13 protein-coding genes are annotated in these 16049 nt (G+C 71.5%); 4 read left to right on the plus strand and 9 right to left on the minus strand.

Translation table 11 applies throughout. The annotated features are described in order from the left end of the window. Nucleotides 1–24 precede the first annotated feature (24 nt). Nucleotides 25–726 (minus strand): membrane protein YczE, encoded by a 702-nt coding sequence (gene yczE, locus AB4Z02_RS14580; protein WP_056884768.1) that lies wholly within the window; start codon nucleotides 724–726, stop codon nucleotides 25–27. Nucleotides 727–738: 12 nt separating this feature from the next. Here yczE and AB4Z02_RS14585 point away from each other — a divergent pair, with 12 nt between their 5' ends. Then, nucleotides 739–1704 (plus strand): acyl-CoA thioesterase, encoded by a 966-nt coding sequence (locus AB4Z02_RS14585; RefSeq protein WP_441971800.1) that lies wholly within the window; start codon nucleotides 739–741, stop codon nucleotides 1702–1704. Here the strand turns inward: AB4Z02_RS14585 and treZ are convergent. Genes treZ through glgX form a run of 3 tightly spaced genes read right to left on the minus strand, consistent with a single transcriptional unit; the run spans nucleotide 1691 to nucleotide 8206 of the window. Then, nucleotides 1691–3547 (minus strand): malto-oligosyltrehalose trehalohydrolase, encoded by a 1857-nt coding sequence (gene treZ / locus AB4Z02_RS14590; protein ID WP_441971802.1) that lies wholly within the window; start codon nucleotides 3545–3547, stop codon nucleotides 1691–1693. The two genes, AB4Z02_RS14585 and treZ, sit on opposite strands and share 14 nt — an antisense overlap. Further along, nucleotides 3534–6023 carry a malto-oligosyltrehalose synthase gene (gene treY / locus AB4Z02_RS14595; RefSeq protein WP_441971804.1) on the minus strand — a complete coding sequence of 830 codons (2490 nt, stop codon included), beginning with the start codon at nucleotides 6021–6023 and terminating at the stop codon, nucleotides 3534–3536. The genes treZ and treY overlap by 14 nt, the downstream gene beginning before the upstream one ends. A 17-nt stretch (nucleotides 6024–6040) precedes the next feature. Next, a complete protein-coding gene (glgX, locus tag AB4Z02_RS14600; protein WP_441971805.1) occupies nucleotides 6041–8206 on the minus strand; it encodes a glycogen debranching protein GlgX in 2166 nt (721 codons plus the stop codon). A 222-nt stretch (nucleotides 8207–8428) separates the two neighbouring features. On the opposite strand from glgX, the gene fabG reads away from it, so the two are divergent. Together fabG and AB4Z02_RS14610 are read left to right on the plus strand one after the other, a co-directional pair. After that, the gene (gene fabG / locus AB4Z02_RS14605) at nucleotides 8429–9184 is read left to right on the plus strand and encodes a 3-oxoacyl-ACP reductase FabG (protein ID WP_441971807.1); all 756 of its coding nucleotides are present in this window, start codon (nucleotides 8429–8431) and stop codon (nucleotides 9182–9184) included. Nucleotides 9185–9258: 74 nt separating this feature from the next. Continuing rightward, complete coding sequence (locus AB4Z02_RS14610; protein ID WP_441971808.1) at nucleotides 9259–10311, plus strand: hypothetical protein; 1053 nt, start codon at nucleotides 9259–9261, stop codon at nucleotides 10309–10311. Between the two features lie 127 nt (nucleotides 10312–10438). Here the strand turns inward: AB4Z02_RS14610 and AB4Z02_RS14615 are convergent, their stop codons facing one another. From AB4Z02_RS14615 to AB4Z02_RS14630, 4 genes are read right to left on the minus strand one after another with little or no spacing between them, the layout of a single operon-like run. Further along, nucleotides 10439–11443: an NADPH:quinone oxidoreductase family protein gene (locus AB4Z02_RS14615; protein ID WP_441971810.1), complete on the minus strand. Its 1005-nt coding sequence runs from the start codon at nucleotides 11441–11443 to the stop codon at nucleotides 10439–10441. 31 nt (nucleotides 11444–11474) lie between these two features. Next, nucleotides 11475–12272 (minus strand): SDR family oxidoreductase, encoded by a 798-nt coding sequence (locus AB4Z02_RS14620; protein ID WP_441971811.1) that lies wholly within the window; start codon nucleotides 12270–12272, stop codon nucleotides 11475–11477. Further along, a complete protein-coding gene (locus AB4Z02_RS14625; RefSeq protein ID WP_441971813.1) occupies nucleotides 12269–13033 on the minus strand; it encodes an SDR family oxidoreductase in 765 nt (254 codons plus the stop codon). Before AB4Z02_RS14625 ends, AB4Z02_RS14620 begins: the two co-directional genes overlap by 4 nt. 5 nt (nucleotides 13034–13038) lie before the next feature. Then, nucleotides 13039–14193, minus strand: a complete 1155-nt coding sequence (locus AB4Z02_RS14630; protein ID WP_056884777.1) for an acyl-CoA dehydrogenase family protein — start codon at nucleotides 14191–14193, stop codon at nucleotides 13039–13041. Nucleotides 14194–14267: 74 nt separating this feature from the next. Here AB4Z02_RS14630 and AB4Z02_RS14635 point away from each other — a divergent pair, with 74 nt between their 5' ends. Further along, nucleotides 14268–14939: a TetR/AcrR family transcriptional regulator gene (locus tag AB4Z02_RS14635; protein WP_441971815.1), complete on the plus strand. Its 672-nt coding sequence runs from the start codon at nucleotides 14268–14270 to the stop codon at nucleotides 14937–14939. A gap of 95 nt (nucleotides 14940–15034) precedes the next feature. Here AB4Z02_RS14635 and AB4Z02_RS14640 read toward each other — a convergent pair whose 3' ends face one another. After that, nucleotides 15035–15958 (minus strand): LLM class F420-dependent oxidoreductase, encoded by a 924-nt coding sequence (locus tag AB4Z02_RS14640; RefSeq protein ID WP_441971817.1) that lies wholly within the window; start codon nucleotides 15956–15958, stop codon nucleotides 15035–15037. Between the last annotated feature and the right edge of the window lie 91 nt (nucleotides 15959–16049).

Here is a 16049-nt window from a genome sequence, read left to right on the forward strand (position 1 = left end):
CCGGGGCCCTGCGGCCCTGGGCGGCTACTCGCAGCGGGCCTCGACCGGCGCGGCGGCCTCACGGCCCGCAGGGGCTTCGAGCGGCACGGTGAACAGTGGCAGGAACAGCTGCACCGTGGGGCCGATGAGCACGGCATACAGCACCGTGCCCACGCCGACGACGCCGCCGAGCAGGAAACCGACCACGAGCACCGTGACCTCGATCGACGTCCGGACCAGTCGGATGCTGCGGCCGGAGCGTCGGGCCAGGCCGGTCATGAGCCCGTCGCGCGGACCGGGACCGAACTGGCTGCCGATGTAGAGCGCCCCGGCCAGGCCGTTGAGCAGGATGCCGCCACCCAGCAGGACCACGCGCCACCCGAGGGCGCTCGGGGGCTCGAGCAGCCCCAGCGTGAGGTCGGTGACGACGCCGATGACCACGACGTTGGCGACGGTGCCGAACCCCGGCAGCTGGCGCAGGGGCACCCAGAGGAGCAGCACGGCAGCGCCGACGATGATCGTCACGGTCCCGAAGCTCACCGGCAGGTGCCGGGCGATGCCGTAGTGCAGGACGTCCCAGGGGTCCAGCCCGAGCTGTGCGCGGACGAGCATGCCCATCGAGATCCCGTAGAGCGCGAGCCCGGCGAACAGCTGCGGCACCCGGCGCGTCGTGCGCCCGGCCCGAAGCTGCTGCAGCGGGGTCATGGGGGTCAGGGCCGTCCGCGTCACCGGCACATTGTGGCGCATAGGCTCTGCCCCGTGACCATCGACGGCCCCGCCTCCCCCGACCCGCTCACCGACCTGCTCGACACGCTCCACCTCGAGGAGCTCGGCACGGCCCGGATCACCGTCGAGGGTGCCGACGGCGGCGAGAGCATCGACCTCGGGGAGTCCGGGGCGACGGTGTTCATCGGGCGCAGCCAGAAGATGCCGCACGGACGGGTGTTCGGCGGCCAGGTGCTGGCCCAGTGCGTCATGGCCGCCGGCCGCACCGTGGCGGACATCGACGACGGCGACGGTGTGCGGACCATCCACTCGCTGCACGGCTACTTCATGCGACCCGGCGACGACACCAAGCCCATCCGGTTCGCGGTCGAGCGGATGCGCGACGGCCGGTCGTTCTCGACGCGGCGTGTGCACGCGATCCAGGACGGCCTGCCGATCCTGTCGATGATCACCTCGTTCCAGGAGGCCGCCGGAGGTCTCGACCACCAGGAGACGATGCCGCAGGTGGCCGGCCCCGAGACGCTGCCGCCGCTGTCGGACCTGTACGGCGCGGTCGACCACCCCGCCGCGCGTCACCTGCTGCGCCGGCCCATCGAGCTGCGGCACGTGGAGGGCGACGTCTTCGCCGAGCCCGGGCCCGAGCAGCTGGCCCACCAGAGCGTCTGGCTGAAGGCGATCGGCGACCTTCCCGACGACCCGCTGGTGCACGCCGCCGTGCTGGCCTACGCCTCCGACTACACCCTGCTCGAACCCGTCATCCGCCGCCACGGCCTGGCGTGGAGCGACCGGCGCCTGCGCCCGGCCAGCCTCGACCACGCGATGTGGTTCCACCGACCGGCGCAGGTCGACGACTGGATCCTCTACACCCAGGAGTCCCCGTCGGCCTCGGGTGGGCGCGGTCTCGGGCTGGGCCGCATGTTCGGCGCGGACGGCGCCCTGGTGGCCACCGTGGCGCAGGAGGGCATGGTCCGCGTGAAGGAAGCGGTCAGCCGACCCTGACCACCGCAGCCGTGTGCGGCGGGAGGTAGAGGGCTCGCGGCTTCAACTTGGTCTGCGACGGCTCCCACGCGAGGACGACCTCGCTCGGCTCGGCGTCGAGGGCGACGGTCCAGCGCGACGCGGCGAGGTTGACCACGGTGCGCAGGTCGCCCCGGCGCATGACGAGCCACTGCTCACGCTCGTCGAAGTCGACGTGCACCGCGTCGAGTCGGCCGTCGGTGAGATCGTGGTGGCTGCGGCGCAGCGCGATGAGGTCGCGGTACCACCCGAGCATCCGCGCGTGGTCGTCAGCCTCCAGCTCGTCCCACCGCAGCTTGGAGCGCAGGAAGGTCTGCTCGTCCTGCGGGTCGGGCACGTCGTGGGCCGCCCAGCCGTGCGACTCGAACTCGCGCCGGCGCCCCTCGGTGACGGCCTTGGCCATCTCCGGCTCCTCGAAGTCGGTGAAGAACTGGAACGGCGTCGTGGCCGCCCACTCCTCGCCCATGAAGACCATGGGCGTGAAGGCCGAGGTGAGGTAGAGGGCCGCGCCGGCCGCCTGGAGGGACGGGCTGACGAGCGCCGAGATCCGTTCCCCGACAGCGCGGTTCCCCACCTGGTCGTGGGTCTGGAGGTAGGCCACGAAACGTCGCGCGTCCACGACGGTCGGGTCGACGGGCGCGCCCCAGTCCTGACCGCGGAAGCTCGACCAGGTGCCGTCGTGGAGGAAGCCACGGGTGAGCGTCTTGGCCAGCACCGCCACCGGGCCGCCGTCTGGCAGCGCGCGGGAGTGCCCCGCGAAGTCGGCGTAGTAGCCCTGCGTCTCCCCCGTGAGCGCCACGTGCAGCGCGTGGTGGACGTCGTCGTCCCACTGGGCGTCCATGCCGCGCCCACCCTCGCCCGTCGCGGTGACCATGACCGCGTCGTTGAGGTCGCTCTCGGCGATGAGGTGCAGCGGCCGCCCCAGCCGGCGGGACAGGTCGCCCACCTCGTCGGCGAGCTGGGCCAGCACGTGGGTGGCCGAGTCGTCGCGCAGCTCGTGCACGGCGTCGAGGCGCAGTGCGTCGACGTGGAACTCCTCGAACCACCGCAGCGCGTTGTCGACCATCCAGCGGCGCACCGGCTCGCTGTCGGGGCCGTCGAGGTTGAACCCCGACCCCCACGGCGTGGGGTGCGCGTCGGAGAAGTAGGGCCCGAAGCGGGACAGGTAGTTGCCGACCGGTCCGAGGTGGTTGTAGACGACGTCGAGGCAGACGCCGAGGCCCACGGCGTGGCAGGCGTCGACGAAGCGCTGCAGGGCCGCCGGGCCGCCGTACACGTCGTCGACCGCCCACGGGCCGACCCCGTCGTAGCCCCAGTTCCAGCGTCCCGGCCACACGGCGAGCGGCATGAGCTCGACGACGTCGACCCCGAGGTCGACGAGGTGGTCGAGGCGTTCGACGGCGGCATCGAGGGTGCCCTCGGCGGTGAAGGTGCCCACGTGCAGCTCGTAGACCACGGCCCCGAGGACACCGAGGCCCTGCTGCGGACCGGCCCAGGTGGCGTCGTGCCAGGCGAAGGCTCCCGTGTCGAACCAGCGGCTCTCGCGGTGGACGCCCTGGGGCTGCCACGCCGACCTCGGGTCGGGAGTGAGGTCGCCGCCGTCGACGCGGAACCCGTAGCCGAGCGTCTGCGCAGCGGCGGCCGAGGTCGCGACCGGGAGGCGGACGGCCCACCAGCCCTCCGGGCGGCGTTCCATCGCCGTGCGCTGCGACGTGCCCCCGTCGAGGGACCACTCGACCTCGACGCCCTCGGCGTAGGGCGCCCAGACCGTCAGCTCGGCGTGCTGGTCCGACTGCGGGTTCGGGTGCGGCTCAGGCGATCTCATCGCGCCCCAGCGTGCCATGCCGCACGAGCAGGGCGACGGGGAGGTCCGCCAGCACCCGGCCCAGCCGGACGCCCGGGCGACCCTCCACCGACACGACGGCCCGGCCGGTGAGCAGGTCGTGCCACTCCCCCTCCGGCAGCGCAAGGTGGGCATCGCCCCAGCCGTCGCCGAGGCCCTCGCTGAGACGGGTGACGACCGCGACCACCTGGGTCCCGGACTCGTCGCCACGACCCACGGCCAACGCGTGCTCGCTCGTGGTGGGCACCGGGGCGTAGGTCGCCTGCTCCCCGGTGAACCACTGGGCGTGGTGGTGCCGCAGCCTCAGGGCGCGGGAGGTGACCAGGAGCTTCTCGTCGTCGAGGTCGTGGGGCGTCTCGCCGGCATCGAGGCGGCCCAGCCGGTCACGGCGTGCGCCGTAGTCGACGGGGCGCCGGTTGTCGGGGTCGACGAGCGACAGGTCGACGAGCTCGGTGCCCTGGTAGACGTCGGGCACCCCCGGGACGACGAGCTGGAGCAGCTTCTGGCCGAGGATGTTGACGCGGGACGCCTGCGCGGTGCGGTCGACCCAGGCCTGGCAGTGGGCCACGAGGGCCGGCTGCGTGACCAGCGCGGTCACGAACCTCTGGACGTCCTGCTCGTAGGTCTCGTCGACGTCGGTCCACGTCGTGTGCCGCTTGGCCTCGCGAATCGCCTTGGTGGCGTATGCCTGCAGCCGTTCCGCGCTGATCGGCCAGGCGCCGACGGCGGTCTGCCACAGGAGGTACTCCGTGGCGCCGTCGAGGCGCGATCCGCGGTGGGGTGCGGCGAGCCGTCGACCAGCGGTGAGCCACGTGCGCCACTCCGCTGAGAGCTCGGAGACGACGGCGAGGCGGGCCCGCAGGTCCTCCGAGCGCTTGGTGTCGTGGGTGGACAGGGTCGTCATGGTGGTCGGCCAGGTGGCCAGCTGCCGGGCGGCGAACTCGTGCAGCTCCTCCGGGGAGATGCCCACCCGCTCGGGATCGCCCCCGACCTCGTTGAGCGAGGTGAGGCGGGCATACCGGTAGAACGCCGTGTCCTCGATGCCCTTGGCCATCACCGGCCCGCAGGTCTGCTGGAAGCGCACGAGGAACTCGCGCTGGGCGTCCTCGGTGTCGGCCTGGGCCTCGGGGAGGCGTCCACCGCGCGCGAGCTGGGCGATGGTGCTCACCGAGAGCTGGTCGGGTCCCGCGACGGCGGCGATGGCCCGCGACTCGGCGGCGTTGAGGACCGCGACCTGGTCGCCGCTCGCGGGCTCGTCGACCCCCAGGTAGGCGCGGTAGCGGTCCATCGCGACGAGCAGCGCCTCGAGGGCCCGCCGCAGCGAGTCCTGGTCGTGCCAGGGCAGCACGCGGGCCACGAGCCGCATGAGGCGGTTGACCTCGGCAGCCTGGACCTCCTTGACCACCTGTCGCTTGGCCTGCGTGACGACATCGTCGAGCTCCTCGGGGTGCCCGACGACCTGGGCCAGCAGGTCGGTCAGCGGGCCCTTGCCCGCGGGGTCGACGAAGACGCCCCCGACCCGCAGCAACGTGTCGTAGCCGGTGGTGCCGGCACAGCGCCAGTCGTCGGCGAGCTCCTCGTGGCCCTCGAGGATCTTCTCCGCCACCACCCAGGCGTCGCCGGTGGCCCCGGCCAGCCGCGCGAGGTAGCCGCCCGGGTCAGCGAGGCCGTCCGGGTGGTCGATGCGGAAGCCGTCGACGAAGCCCGACCGGTGCAGGTAGAGCAGCAGCCGGTGCGTCGCGTCGAACACGTCCTCGTCCTCGACGCGGATGGCCGCCAGCGTCGTCACGTCGAAGAAGCGGCGATAGTTGAGCCGCTCGCCACCCTCGCGCCAGTCGCACAGGAGGTAGTGCTGTGCCTCGACGAGCTCCTCGAGCGGGAGGTGCTCGGTGCCGGGCCGCAGCGGGAAGGCGTGGTCGTAGTAGCGCAGCACCGCCTCGTCGCCGCGCACCCCGCCGTCGTGGGCCACGGACAGCTCGTCGTCGGCGAGCACCTTGCCCAGCGGTGCACCGAGCACCGGGACCAGCACCCGGTCGTCCTCAGCGGCCCAGTCGACGTCGAACCAGTGCGCGTACTCGGAGCCGCGCCCGTCGCGCAGCACCGACCACCACTGGCGGTTGAGCCACGCGGGGGTCGGCGTCGTCATGTGGTTGGGCACCACGTCGACGACGACGCCCAGGCCGTAGAGCGACAGGGTCCGCGACAGGCGTGCCAGCTCGGTGCCGCCGCCCGCCTCCTCGTTGACGAGGTCGTGGTTGACCACGTCGTAGCCGTGCGTCGAGCCCGGGCTCGGCTGCAGCACCGGCGAGAGGTAGGCGTGCGAGACCCCGAGCGCGTCGAGGTAGCTCGCCTGCTCGGAGGCGTTGTCGAAGGTGAAGCCGCCGTGGACCTGGAGCCGGTACGTCGCGGTGGGCACCTCCTTCCCCGGGCCGGGACGGTGGGGGGCGCCACGCTGCATACCCATCTCCTGCGAGGTCATCGGCGGGCGACGGCCGCCCCGGCAGGCGAACCCGAGGTGAGCGGACGCGGGCAGCGCAGCACCACCGTGCTGCGCCCCTGGGCGGTGACGGTGTCGCCGGGCTTGTACTCGGTGGCCTCGACCTCCTGGGCGGTGGTGTCGAGGACGGTCACCCAGCGGTCGCCGTAGTCGCCGTGCGGCAGGACGAAGTCGATCTCGTCGCTGTGCCCGTTGAAGATCACGAGGAAGTGGTCGTCGAGGGTCTGCTGCCCGCGGCTGTCCGGCTCGGGGATGGTCTGCCCGTTGAGGAAGACCATCATCGAGCGCGCGAAGCCGTTGGCCCAGGACTCCTCGTCCATGTGGTTGCCCCCGGGCTCGAACCAGGCGATGTCGCCGATGGCGCTCTCGCCACCGTGGTCGGCCGAGCCGGCGAAGAAGCGGCGACGACGGAACACGGGGTGCTCCCGGCGCAGCTCGACGAGGTTCTGGGTGAAGGCGATGAGGTCGAGCTCGTCCTGGTCGAGCTGCCAGTCGATCCACGAGATCTCGTTGTCCTGGCAGTAGCCGTTGTTGTTGCCGCCCTGGCTGCGGCTCAGCTCGTCGCCGTGCAGCAGCATCGGCACGCCCTGCGACAGCATCAGGGTGGTCAGCATGTTGCGCTGCTGGCGCAGCCGCAGGTCGTTCACCTGGGCGTCGTCGGTCGGGCCCTCGACACCGCAGTTCCACGAGCGGTTGTGGCTCTCGCCGTCGTTGCCGTCCTCGCCGTTGGCGTCGTTGTGCTTCTCGTTGTAGGACACCAGGTCCCGCAGCGTGAAGCCGTCGTGGGCGGTGACGAAGTTGATGGAGGCGATGGGCTTGCGGCCGCTGTGCTCGTAGAGGTCGCTGGAACCCGTCAGCCGCGACGCGAACTCCCCCAGGGTCGCGCTCTCGCCCCGCCAGAAGTCGCGCACGGTGTCGCGGTACTTGCCGTTCCACTCGGTCCACAGCGGCGGGAAGTTGCCGACCTGGTAGCCGCCGTCGCCGACGTCCCAGGGCTCGGCGATGAGCTTGACCTGGCTGACCACCGGGTCCTGCTGCACGAGGTCGAAGAACGCCGACAGCTTGTCGACCTCGTGGAACTGGCGGGCCAGTGTCGCCGCGAGGTCGAACCGGAAGCCGTCGACGTGCATCTCGGTGACCCAGTAGCGAAGCGAGTCCATGATGAGCTGCAGGACGTGCGGGTGACGCATGAGCAGGCTGTTGCCGGTGCCGGTGGTGTCGTAGTAGTGCGCCTTGTCCTCGTCGACGAGGCGGTAGTAGGCGGCGTTGTCGATGCCCCGGAAGCAGATCGTCGGGCCGAGCTGGTTGCCCTCGGCGGTGTGGTTGTAGACCACGTCGAGGATGACCTCGATGTCCGCCTCGTGCAGCGCCTTGACCATGCCCTTGAACTCGGCGACCTGCTCGCCGCGGGTGCCGAACGCGGCATACCCGTTGTGCGGCGCGAGGAAGCCGATGGTGTTGTAGCCCCAGTAGTTGGAAAGGCCCTTGTCGCGCAGGGTGAAGTCGTTGACGAACTGGTGCACCGGCATGAGCTCGATGGCCGTGATGCCGAGGTTCTTGAGGTGCTCGATGATCACCGGGTGGGCGATGCCGGCATACGTGCCGCGGATCTCCTCCGGGATGTCGGGGTGGGTCTCGGTGAGGCCCTTGACGTGGGCTTCGTAGATGACGCTGTTGTGGTACTCGTGGCGCGGCAGGCGGTCCTGGCCCCAGTCGAAGAACGGGTTGATGACGACGGACAGCATCGTGTGGCCGAGGCTGTCGTCGGTGTTGGCCTTCTCAGGCTCGTCGCTCGGGTCGTCGAACCGGTAGGAGAACAGGGACTCGTCGCCGTCGGGCTGGCCGTCGATGGCCTTGGCGTACGGGTCGAGCAGCAGCTTGGCGGGGTTGCACCGGTGACCCGCGGCCGGGTCGTAGGGCCCGTGGACGCGGTAGCCGTAGCGCTGACCGGGCTGCACGCCCGGCAGGTAGCCGTGCCACACGAAGCCGTCGACCTCGGGCAGCGGCACGCGGGTCTCGCCGCCCTCGTCGTCGATGAGGCACAGCTCGACGTTCTCGGCCACCTCGGAGAAGAGCGCGAAGTTGACGCCGGTCCCGTCGTAGGTGGCGCCGAGCGGGTAAGCCTTGCCGGGCCAGATCTGCATGTGTCGCCTTCGTGTCGATGTCGCGGCCAGGGCCACGTCCGTGCTGGTCGAGGGCGCCGGTGACCTCGGGGAGGTCCCCATTGTGCCGGAGGTACGGCGTCCGCGCCGACCGGCGCACGGCACCCGCGCGACGCGGAGGTGAGCGGGCGCTTAGTACAGTGCACACCACACGGACCGACCGTCCCAGCCAGCCCCACCGACGTCCCACCCCTTGGAGGACCGATGAGTACCCAGCGCGTCGCGATCGTCACCGGAGCAGCCCGCGGCATCGGCGCCGCCACCGCCAGGCGGCTGGCCGCCGAGGGGCACGCCGTGGCCGTCCTCGACCTCGACGAGGCGTCGTGTGCCGGCACCGTCGAGGCGATCACCGCCGAGGGTGGCCGCGCGCTCGCCGTCGGCGTGGACGTCTCCAAGGCAGACCAGGTGGAGGCTGCCGTCAAGCGGGTCGCCGACGAGCTGGGCGCCCCGACCATCCTGGTCAACAACGCGGGCGTCATCCGCGACAACCTGATCTTCAAGATGACCGAGGACGACTGGGACACCGTGATGTCGGTGCACCTCAAGGGGTCGTTCCTCATGACCCGCGCGGTGCAGGCGCACATGACGGTGGAGAAGTACGGCCGCATCGTCAACCTGTCCTCCAGCTCGGCGCAGGGCAACCGGGGCCAGGCCAACTACTCGGCCGCCAAGGCGGGTCTGCAGGGGTTCACCAAGACCCTCGCCATCGAGCTCGGCCGCTTCAACGTCACGGCCAACGCCGTCGCCCCCGGCTTCATCCAGACCGACATGACCAAGGCGACGGCCGAGCGGATGGGGGTCTCGTTCGAGGACTTCATCGCCCACTCCGCCTCGCAGATCCCGGTGCAGCGCGTCGGCCAGCCCGAGGACATCGCGGCGACGATCGCGTTCCTCACCTCCGAGGAAGCGGGCTTCGTGTCCGGGCAGGTCATCTACGTCGCGGGCGGCCCCCTCGACTGACTGGTCGGCGGGCGCTGGACAGGTTCTCCGAACTGCGTCCGGCCACCCACCACCGCGCCCTACACTCCGTGGCCGTGGGGGACGAGCAGCAGCCCGGTTGGGCCGAGGGTCAGGCGGTCATGCCTCCAGCGGGAGCAAGGCCCGCAGCGGAGGCGACACCTTCAGGCCGGCCGCCCATCGAGCTCGCGTCCACCAAGGCACTGACGCGCGAGGTCATCAGCGCGGCCGCCAGGGGCACGGTCCTCAGCATCCGAGGCCTGGTCCTGGGCGGCGTCGCCATCGCGCTCGGCTACCTCGTCGTCGCCTCGGCGGAGTCGTTCTCCTGGTGGTTCTTCGCGGCAGCCGCCTTGGCCCTCTACCTCATCGAGGTCGGGTTCATCGTATGGCGACTGGGCCGGGAGACCCGTCGCATCCTCCCTCCCGGCAGCACCGCGCGGAGCTGGTACACGGCGCCCGGCGTCCTGGCCCTCGAGTCCGGCCGCGGGCGCACGGACTTCCACGGCGGCTCCGTGGAGTCGTACCAGAGGCGAGGCGCAGTCACCTTCCTGCGGCTGGGGCGGACCCGCCACCGAGGGTTCGTCCCCAGCGCCCTGCTCACCGACGAGGACCTGGCGTTCCTGCTGTCACCACCCACCCCCGGCGCCGCTCGATCCGGGACCACGCCCGGTGACGACCTGCCCCTCGAGCTGGCCGTCACTGCCGCCACGAGGCGAGACGTCCAGCGAGCGGTCGTCGGCCGGTTGTGGCGACGGCCCTCCACCTACTACTTCCTGGGCCTGGCAGTCCTGCTGCTCGGGTTCGCGGTCACCGACGCCGATGCCGCCTCCGGCACCATCGGGGTCCTCTGCCTGGGCCTGGTGGCCCTGCGCACGGTCGCCACGGTACGGCTCGTCGGCCGCATGTACCGGCCGGGACGACTCGTGCGCGCCGACATCACGGAGTCCGGCCTGCGCCTGCGCACCGACGACGACTTCGAGGACACCTGGCCCTTTGCCTCGGTGCGCCGCTGCGTCCTGGGGCGACGCGTGGTGCGCCTGGACTTCGGGCGCAGTCGGCCCTCGCTGTTCCTGCCCCGCGCCCTGTTCCCGGCGCCCGAGCTCGCCCGTCTGCAGCAGCTCGTCGCCTGACCCGGCGCTTTCGGCAGCTTTCGGCGCGGCGAAAGCTGCCGGAAGCTGCCTGAATGGCCCTCACCTGGTGGGAGTAGGGGCCATTCGGGCACTTTACGGCGTGAGTCGCCTCGGCTGCTGTCGGGCCTCAGGGGGCGTCGACGACGAGGCGACCGGTCGTCTCACCGGCACCGAGGCGCGTGAGTGCCGCCCGGACCTCGGTGAACGGGACCCGTTCGGACACCACCGGTCTCACCAGGCCTTCGCCCGCCCACGCCGAGAGCGCCTCGTGGGCCTGTCGGGCGACGGCCGGGTCGCGCTGGAGGTAGAGGCCCCAGTGCAGCCCGAGGATCGAGTAGTTCTTGACCAGCGCGTGGCCGAGGGCAGGCGCCGGGATGATGCCGCTGGTGAACCCCACGACGACGATGCGACCCTCGAACGCGACGACCTTGGTGGAGGCTTCGTAGGACGCGCCGCCCACGGGGTCGAACACCACGTCGGCACCCGAGCGCCCCACTGCCTCCTTGAGTCCGGCGACGAGGTCGCCGGCGCTGCGGTCGACGACGACGTCCGCACCGGCCTGCCTCGCGACCTCGGCCTTCGCCTCGCCGCCGACCACTGCCACGACCCGCGCACCGAGCGCCTTGGCGACCTGGACCGCTGCCGTGCCGACACCGCCCGCCGCCGCGTGGACGACCACGGTCTCCCCTCGCTGCAGCGCCGCCCGGTGCACCAGCCCGACGTACGCCGTCTGGTAGGCGATCGTCAGCGTGCTCGCCTCGGCGTCGTCGAGGGCGCCGGGGGCCGGGAACGTCCCCGCGAGGGGCATGAGGCACTGCTCGGCGAGGCCCCCGTGCGGCAGGGCGGTCGTCCCGACGACGCGGTCACCGACCTCGAGCGCGGGGTCGGTCGTGACCCCACCGACGGGCGGCCCGACCTCCAGCACCTCGCCACAGACCTCCACCCCGGGCGTGAACGGCAGGTCCGGACGCACCTGGTAGTGGCCACGCGCCATCAGCACGTCGGGGAAGTTCAGCGCCGTGGCCAGCACGCGGACCCGGACGTGCCCTCCGGGCGCCTGTGGCGCTGCGACGTCCTCGAGGGCGAACACCTCGGACGGCTCGCCGAGGGACGTGACCTGCCATGCCTGCACGAATGCCTCCTGCTGCTCAGGGCTGAGGACCTCAGTCGGTGCCCATGGTGGCCGCCGGCAGGGCTCCTGCCATGCGCCGCATCCCGGCCAGCCAGCGGTCCGGGTCGGACGCCCGACGTGCGTACATCTCGGCGACCTCGGGGTGCGGGAGGACCAGGAACTGCCCGGCCTCCATGGCCGCGAACAGGTCGCGGGCGACGTCCTCGGGGTCGACCGCGTCCGGCTCCATCAGGGCGCGGCCCGCCGCGCCCGAGCTCCACAACATGTCGGTGCGCACGCCCTGCGGGCAGACAGCGTGCACGCGAACTCCCTTGTCGCCGTAGGTCATCGACAGCCACTCCGAGAACGCCAGCGCCGCGTGCTTGGTGACGGCGTACGGCGCCGCGCCGGGGATCGAGAGCAGCCCGGCGGCCGAGATCGTCGCGACGAAGGCGCCACTCCCCCGCTCCAGCCACTCGGGCACGAGCAGCTTGGCAGCCCGGACGTGCGCCATGACGTTGACGTTCCACGAGACGTCCCACGCCTTCTCGGCGACCGCCTCGGTGCCGCCCCGGGCAACGCCGGCGTTCGCGCAGTACACGTCGACCTGGCCGAGGTGCTCCCGCGCCGCGGCCACCAGCGCGCCCACGCCGTCCTCGCTGGAGGCGTCACCGGGCACGGCAACTGCGTTGTCCCCCAACGCCTTTGCCACCGACGACGCAGCCTCGGCGTCCAGGTCGTTGACGACCACCCGGGCCCCGGCAGTGACGAACGCCTTGGCGTAGGCCGCACCGATGCCACGCCCGGCACCGGTCACGACCACGCCCTGGCCGGTGAGGTCGAGGGTCACAGCTGGCCGCCGAGCGTGACGCCGCCGTCGACGACGAGCGTCTGCCCCGTCACCCAGCCGGCCTCCTTGGAGAGCAGGAACGACACGGCCCCGGCGATGTCCTCGGGGACGCCGAGCCGCTTCATCGGGTAGGCGGCGGCCACCTTCTCCTCGCGCCCCTCGTACAGCGCCTCGGCGAACTTCGTCTTGACCACGGCGGGGGCCACGGCGTTGACGCGCACGGCGGGCCCGAGCTGGTAGGCCAGCTCGACGGTGAGGTGGATCAGCGCGGCCTTGCTCACGGCGTACCAGCCGATCGCACCCGTGGCGCCGAGGCCGGCGATGGAGGCGCTGTTGACCACGGACCCGGGGTGCGCCTCGCTGCCGAGTCCGGCGGCGACGGCCTTGCGCGTCCACGAGAACGCCGAGAGGACGTTGACCTCCATGATCTTGCGGGCGACGTCGAGCTCGGTGTCGAGCATCGGTCCGTAGACGGGGTTGATGCCGGTGTTGTTGACCAGGAGGTCGAAGCCACCGAAGGTCTCCCGGGCGGCGGCGACGACCTCGTCCTGGTGGGCCTCGTCGGCGGCGTTGCCCGCGATGCCGAGGGCCTTGGACGGGCCGCCGAGGTGGTCGACGGCGGCGGCGAGGGCCTCGGGCTTGCGGGCGGTGATGACGACACGGGCGCCCTCGGCGACCAGCTTCTCGGCGATGCCGAGGCCGATCCCGCGAGAGGCGCCCGTGACGACGGCGACGGCGTTGTCGTGCGTCAGGTGGCTCATGGGTGTCAGAGGCCGAGGTCGCGGCCGATGAGCTCCTTCATGATCTCGTTGGACCCGGCCCAGATCTTGGAGACGCGGGCGTCGCGCCAGGCGCGGGCCACGCGGTACTCGTTCATGAAGCCGTAGCCGCCGTAGAGCTGGACGCACTCGTCGAGGACGTCGTTCTGCACCTGCGCCGACCACCACTTGGCCTTCGCCGCGTCGACCGCGGTGAGGTTGCCGTCGGCGTGGGCGGCGATGCAGTCGTCGACGTAGGCCTGGGTGACCTCGAGCTTGGTCTGCAGCTCGGCCATCTTGAACTTGTTGTGCTGGAACGAGCCCACGGGCTGGCCGAACGCCTTGCGCTCCTTGGTGTACTCCACCGTCTCGCGGAAGATCTGGAACGCGTGCGCGGTGTTGGCGACGGCTGCGCCGATGCGCTCCTGCGGCAGGCGCTGCATCATCGAGATGAAGCCGAGGCCCTCCTCGCCGAGGCGGTTGGCGTCGGGGACCCGGACGTTCTCGAAGAAGAGCTCGGAGGTGTCGGCCTCCTCCTGTCCCACCTTGTCGAGCTTGCGGCCGCGGCTGAAGCCCTCCATGCCCGCCTCGACCATGAGCAGGCTGATGCCCTTGGCGCCCTTGGACGGGTCGGTGCGGGCGGCGACGATCACGAGGTCGGCCTGGTAGCCGTTGGTGATGAACGTCTTGGAACCATTGAGGATCCAGTCGCCGGAGCCGTCGTCGGCCCGGACAGCGGTGGTCTTCAGGGCTGCGAGGTCGGACCCGCCGGAGGGCTCGGTCATCGCGATGGCGCAGATGAGGTCGCCGTTGGCCATGCCGGGCAGCCAGCGCTCCTTCTGCTCCTGCGTGCCGAGGTCGACGATGTAGGGCGGGCAGACGTCGGAGTGGATCCCGAAGCAGGACGAGACTGCGAAGTTGAAGCCGGCGATCTCCTCGGCGGCCACCGCGTTGAACCGGTAGTCGTCGGCACCCATGCCGCCGAACTCCTCGGGGATGTCGAGGCCGAAGAGCCCCTGCTTGCCCGCTTCCTTCCAGATGTCGCGGTCGATCGACTTCACCTCGAGCATCTGCTCGGCGCGGGGCTTGAGGTTGCGGTCGATGAACTCGCGGACCGAGCTGCGGAAGGCCTCGTGGTCGGGGCCGTAGAGGTTGCGGGGCATGGCTCTCCTTGACGGTGAAACGCTGGTGACTAAGCGCTTGCTTAGTCTGCGATGGCTGCGGCATGCTGTCAACCATGTCGACCCCCGCGCGCGCCCCCGAGGACCGGGCCGACCCCACCTCCGACACGACTTCGGGACCGACCTCGGACACGACCTCGGACACGACCTCGGACACGACCTCGGCCACTGCCCACCGCCTGCTCGAGGCCGCCGCCGAGGCGTTCGCCGACCGGGGGTTCCACGCCACGACCACCCGCGACATCGCCTCCCGCGCCGGGCTGTCACCGGCAGGCGTCTACGTCCACTTCTCCTCCAAGGAGGAGCTGCTCTACCAGCTGAGCCGCGAGGGCCACGAGGCCGCACGCGACATGCTCGTCGCCGCGGCCGCCGGCGCCGGCTCCCCCACCGAGGCGCTGCGCGCGATCATGGGCACCTTCTCCCGCTGGCACGCCGAGCACTTCCGCGTGGCTCGCATCGTGCAGTACGAGTTCGGCAACCTGACCCCCGAGCACCGCGACGCCGTCCTCGCCCTGCGCAAGCAGATCGACGCCGTGGTGCGCGACGTCGTCACGGCCGGGGTGGCCAGCGGCGAGTTCAGCGTCGACGACGTCCCCGACACCACCCTGGCGCTGATGTCGATGGCCGTCGACGTCGCCCGCTGGTACGACCCGGAGATCAAGCGCACCCCTGCGGCGATCGGCGACGCGTACGCCGACCTCGGCATCCGCCTCGTCACCGCCCGCTGAACCCCCCACCCGCTGAGCCACGGCTCGGGTGAGCCACCGCCGATGACCCACGGCTGCCTCGCCAACGGCGTGAGCACCGGTCGCAGCGCCTGGCGTCAGCGGCCCGGCGCCTGCAGCGGCTCGACCTGGCGGACGAGCTCGGCCACCTGCGGGTAGACCGCCTCGTCGGTGTCGTTGGACATGCCCATGAGGACGGTGTCGACGCCGGCCTCCGACAACCGGCCGAACCGTTCCACGGTCTCGTCGACCGACGCGAAGGGCTCACCCGAGGGGCTGGTGCCGCCCTTCGGCCCCAGCGTGACGCGGGCCAGCACCGTCTTCTCGATGTCGGCGTAGTCGCGGCCCACGTCCTCGCAGTGCCGGCGCAGCACGTCCAGCTTGCGCGGGATCCCCTCCGGCCCGAGCCCGTTGTCGAACAGGTTGCAGGCGTCGGCGTACTGCGCCACGAGCCGCAGGGTCTTCTTCTCACCTCCGCCGCCGATGAGGATCGGCGGGTGCGGGCGTCGCAGGCTCTGCGGCACGTTGAGGGGACGCTCGAGCAGGTGGTGCTTCCCCTCGTACGCCCGGTCGTCGCCGGCCCACATCTGCAGGCAGATCTGCAGCGTCTCCTCCAGCCGTTCGAACCGTTCACCGGTGGGCGGGTAGGGCACGCCGAGGCCGCGGTGCTCCTCCTCGTTCCACGCGGCGCCGATCCCGAGCCACACCCGTCCACCGGAGAGCACGTCGAGGGTCGTGACCGTCTTGGCCAGCAGCCCGGGGTGGCGGTAGGTCACGCCCGTCACGAGCGTGCCGAGCTCGATACGGGTGGTCTGGCCGGCCGCGAAGGCCAGGGCCGTGTAGCCCTCGAGCATGTCGAGGTCCGGCGGGCCGATCATCGAGATCTGGAAGAAGTGGTCCATCACCCAGAGGCTGGACAGGCCGGCGCCTTCAGCGTCGCGGGCGATCCGGCCGAAGGTGGGGCCGATGGAGGCCGGGGCCCCCGGCCAGGAGAAGTAGGAGACCTGCAGTCCGAGGCGCATGACCTCATCCTGCGCACAGGCGTGCCCGGACCACAACGCAGAACGCCGACGTCGGTGCAGACAGCACGACGCGCGACGACCTGTTCGGTCG

Source organism: Pedococcus sp. 2YAF34 (assembly GCF_052114585.1).
Classification (GTDB): Bacteria; Actinomycetota; Actinomycetes; order Actinomycetales; family Dermatophilaceae; genus Pedococcus.

Coding starts and splice junctions, on each gene's coding strand:
- yczE (WP_056884768.1), bottom strand. CDS start 726: ATGCGCCACAATGTGCCGGTGACGCGGACGGCCCTGACCCCCATGACC.
- treZ (WP_441971802.1), bottom strand. CDS start 3,547: ATGAGATCGCCTGAGCCGCACCCGAACCCGCAGTCGGACCAGCACGCC.
- treY (WP_441971804.1), bottom strand. CDS start 6,023: ATGCAGCGTGGCGCCCCCCACCGTCCCGGCCCGGGGAAGGAGGTGCCC.
- glgX (WP_441971805.1), bottom strand. CDS start 8,206: ATGCAGATCTGGCCCGGCAAGGCTTACCCGCTCGGCGCCACCTACGAC.
- fabG (WP_441971807.1), top strand. CDS start 8,429: ATGAGTACCCAGCGCGTCGCGATCGTCACCGGAGCAGCCCGCGGCATC.
- AB4Z02_RS14625 (WP_441971813.1), bottom strand. CDS start 13,033: ATGAGCCACCTGACGCACGACAACGCCGTCGCCGTCGTCACGGGCGCC.
- AB4Z02_RS14630 (WP_056884777.1), bottom strand. CDS start 14,193: ATGCCCCGCAACCTCTACGGCCCCGACCACGAGGCCTTCCGCAGCTCG.
- AB4Z02_RS14635 (WP_441971815.1), top strand. CDS start 14,268: ATGTCGACCCCCGCGCGCGCCCCCGAGGACCGGGCCGACCCCACCTCC.
- AB4Z02_RS14640 (WP_441971817.1), bottom strand. CDS start 15,958: ATGCGCCTCGGACTGCAGGTCTCCTACTTCTCCTGGCCGGGGGCCCCG.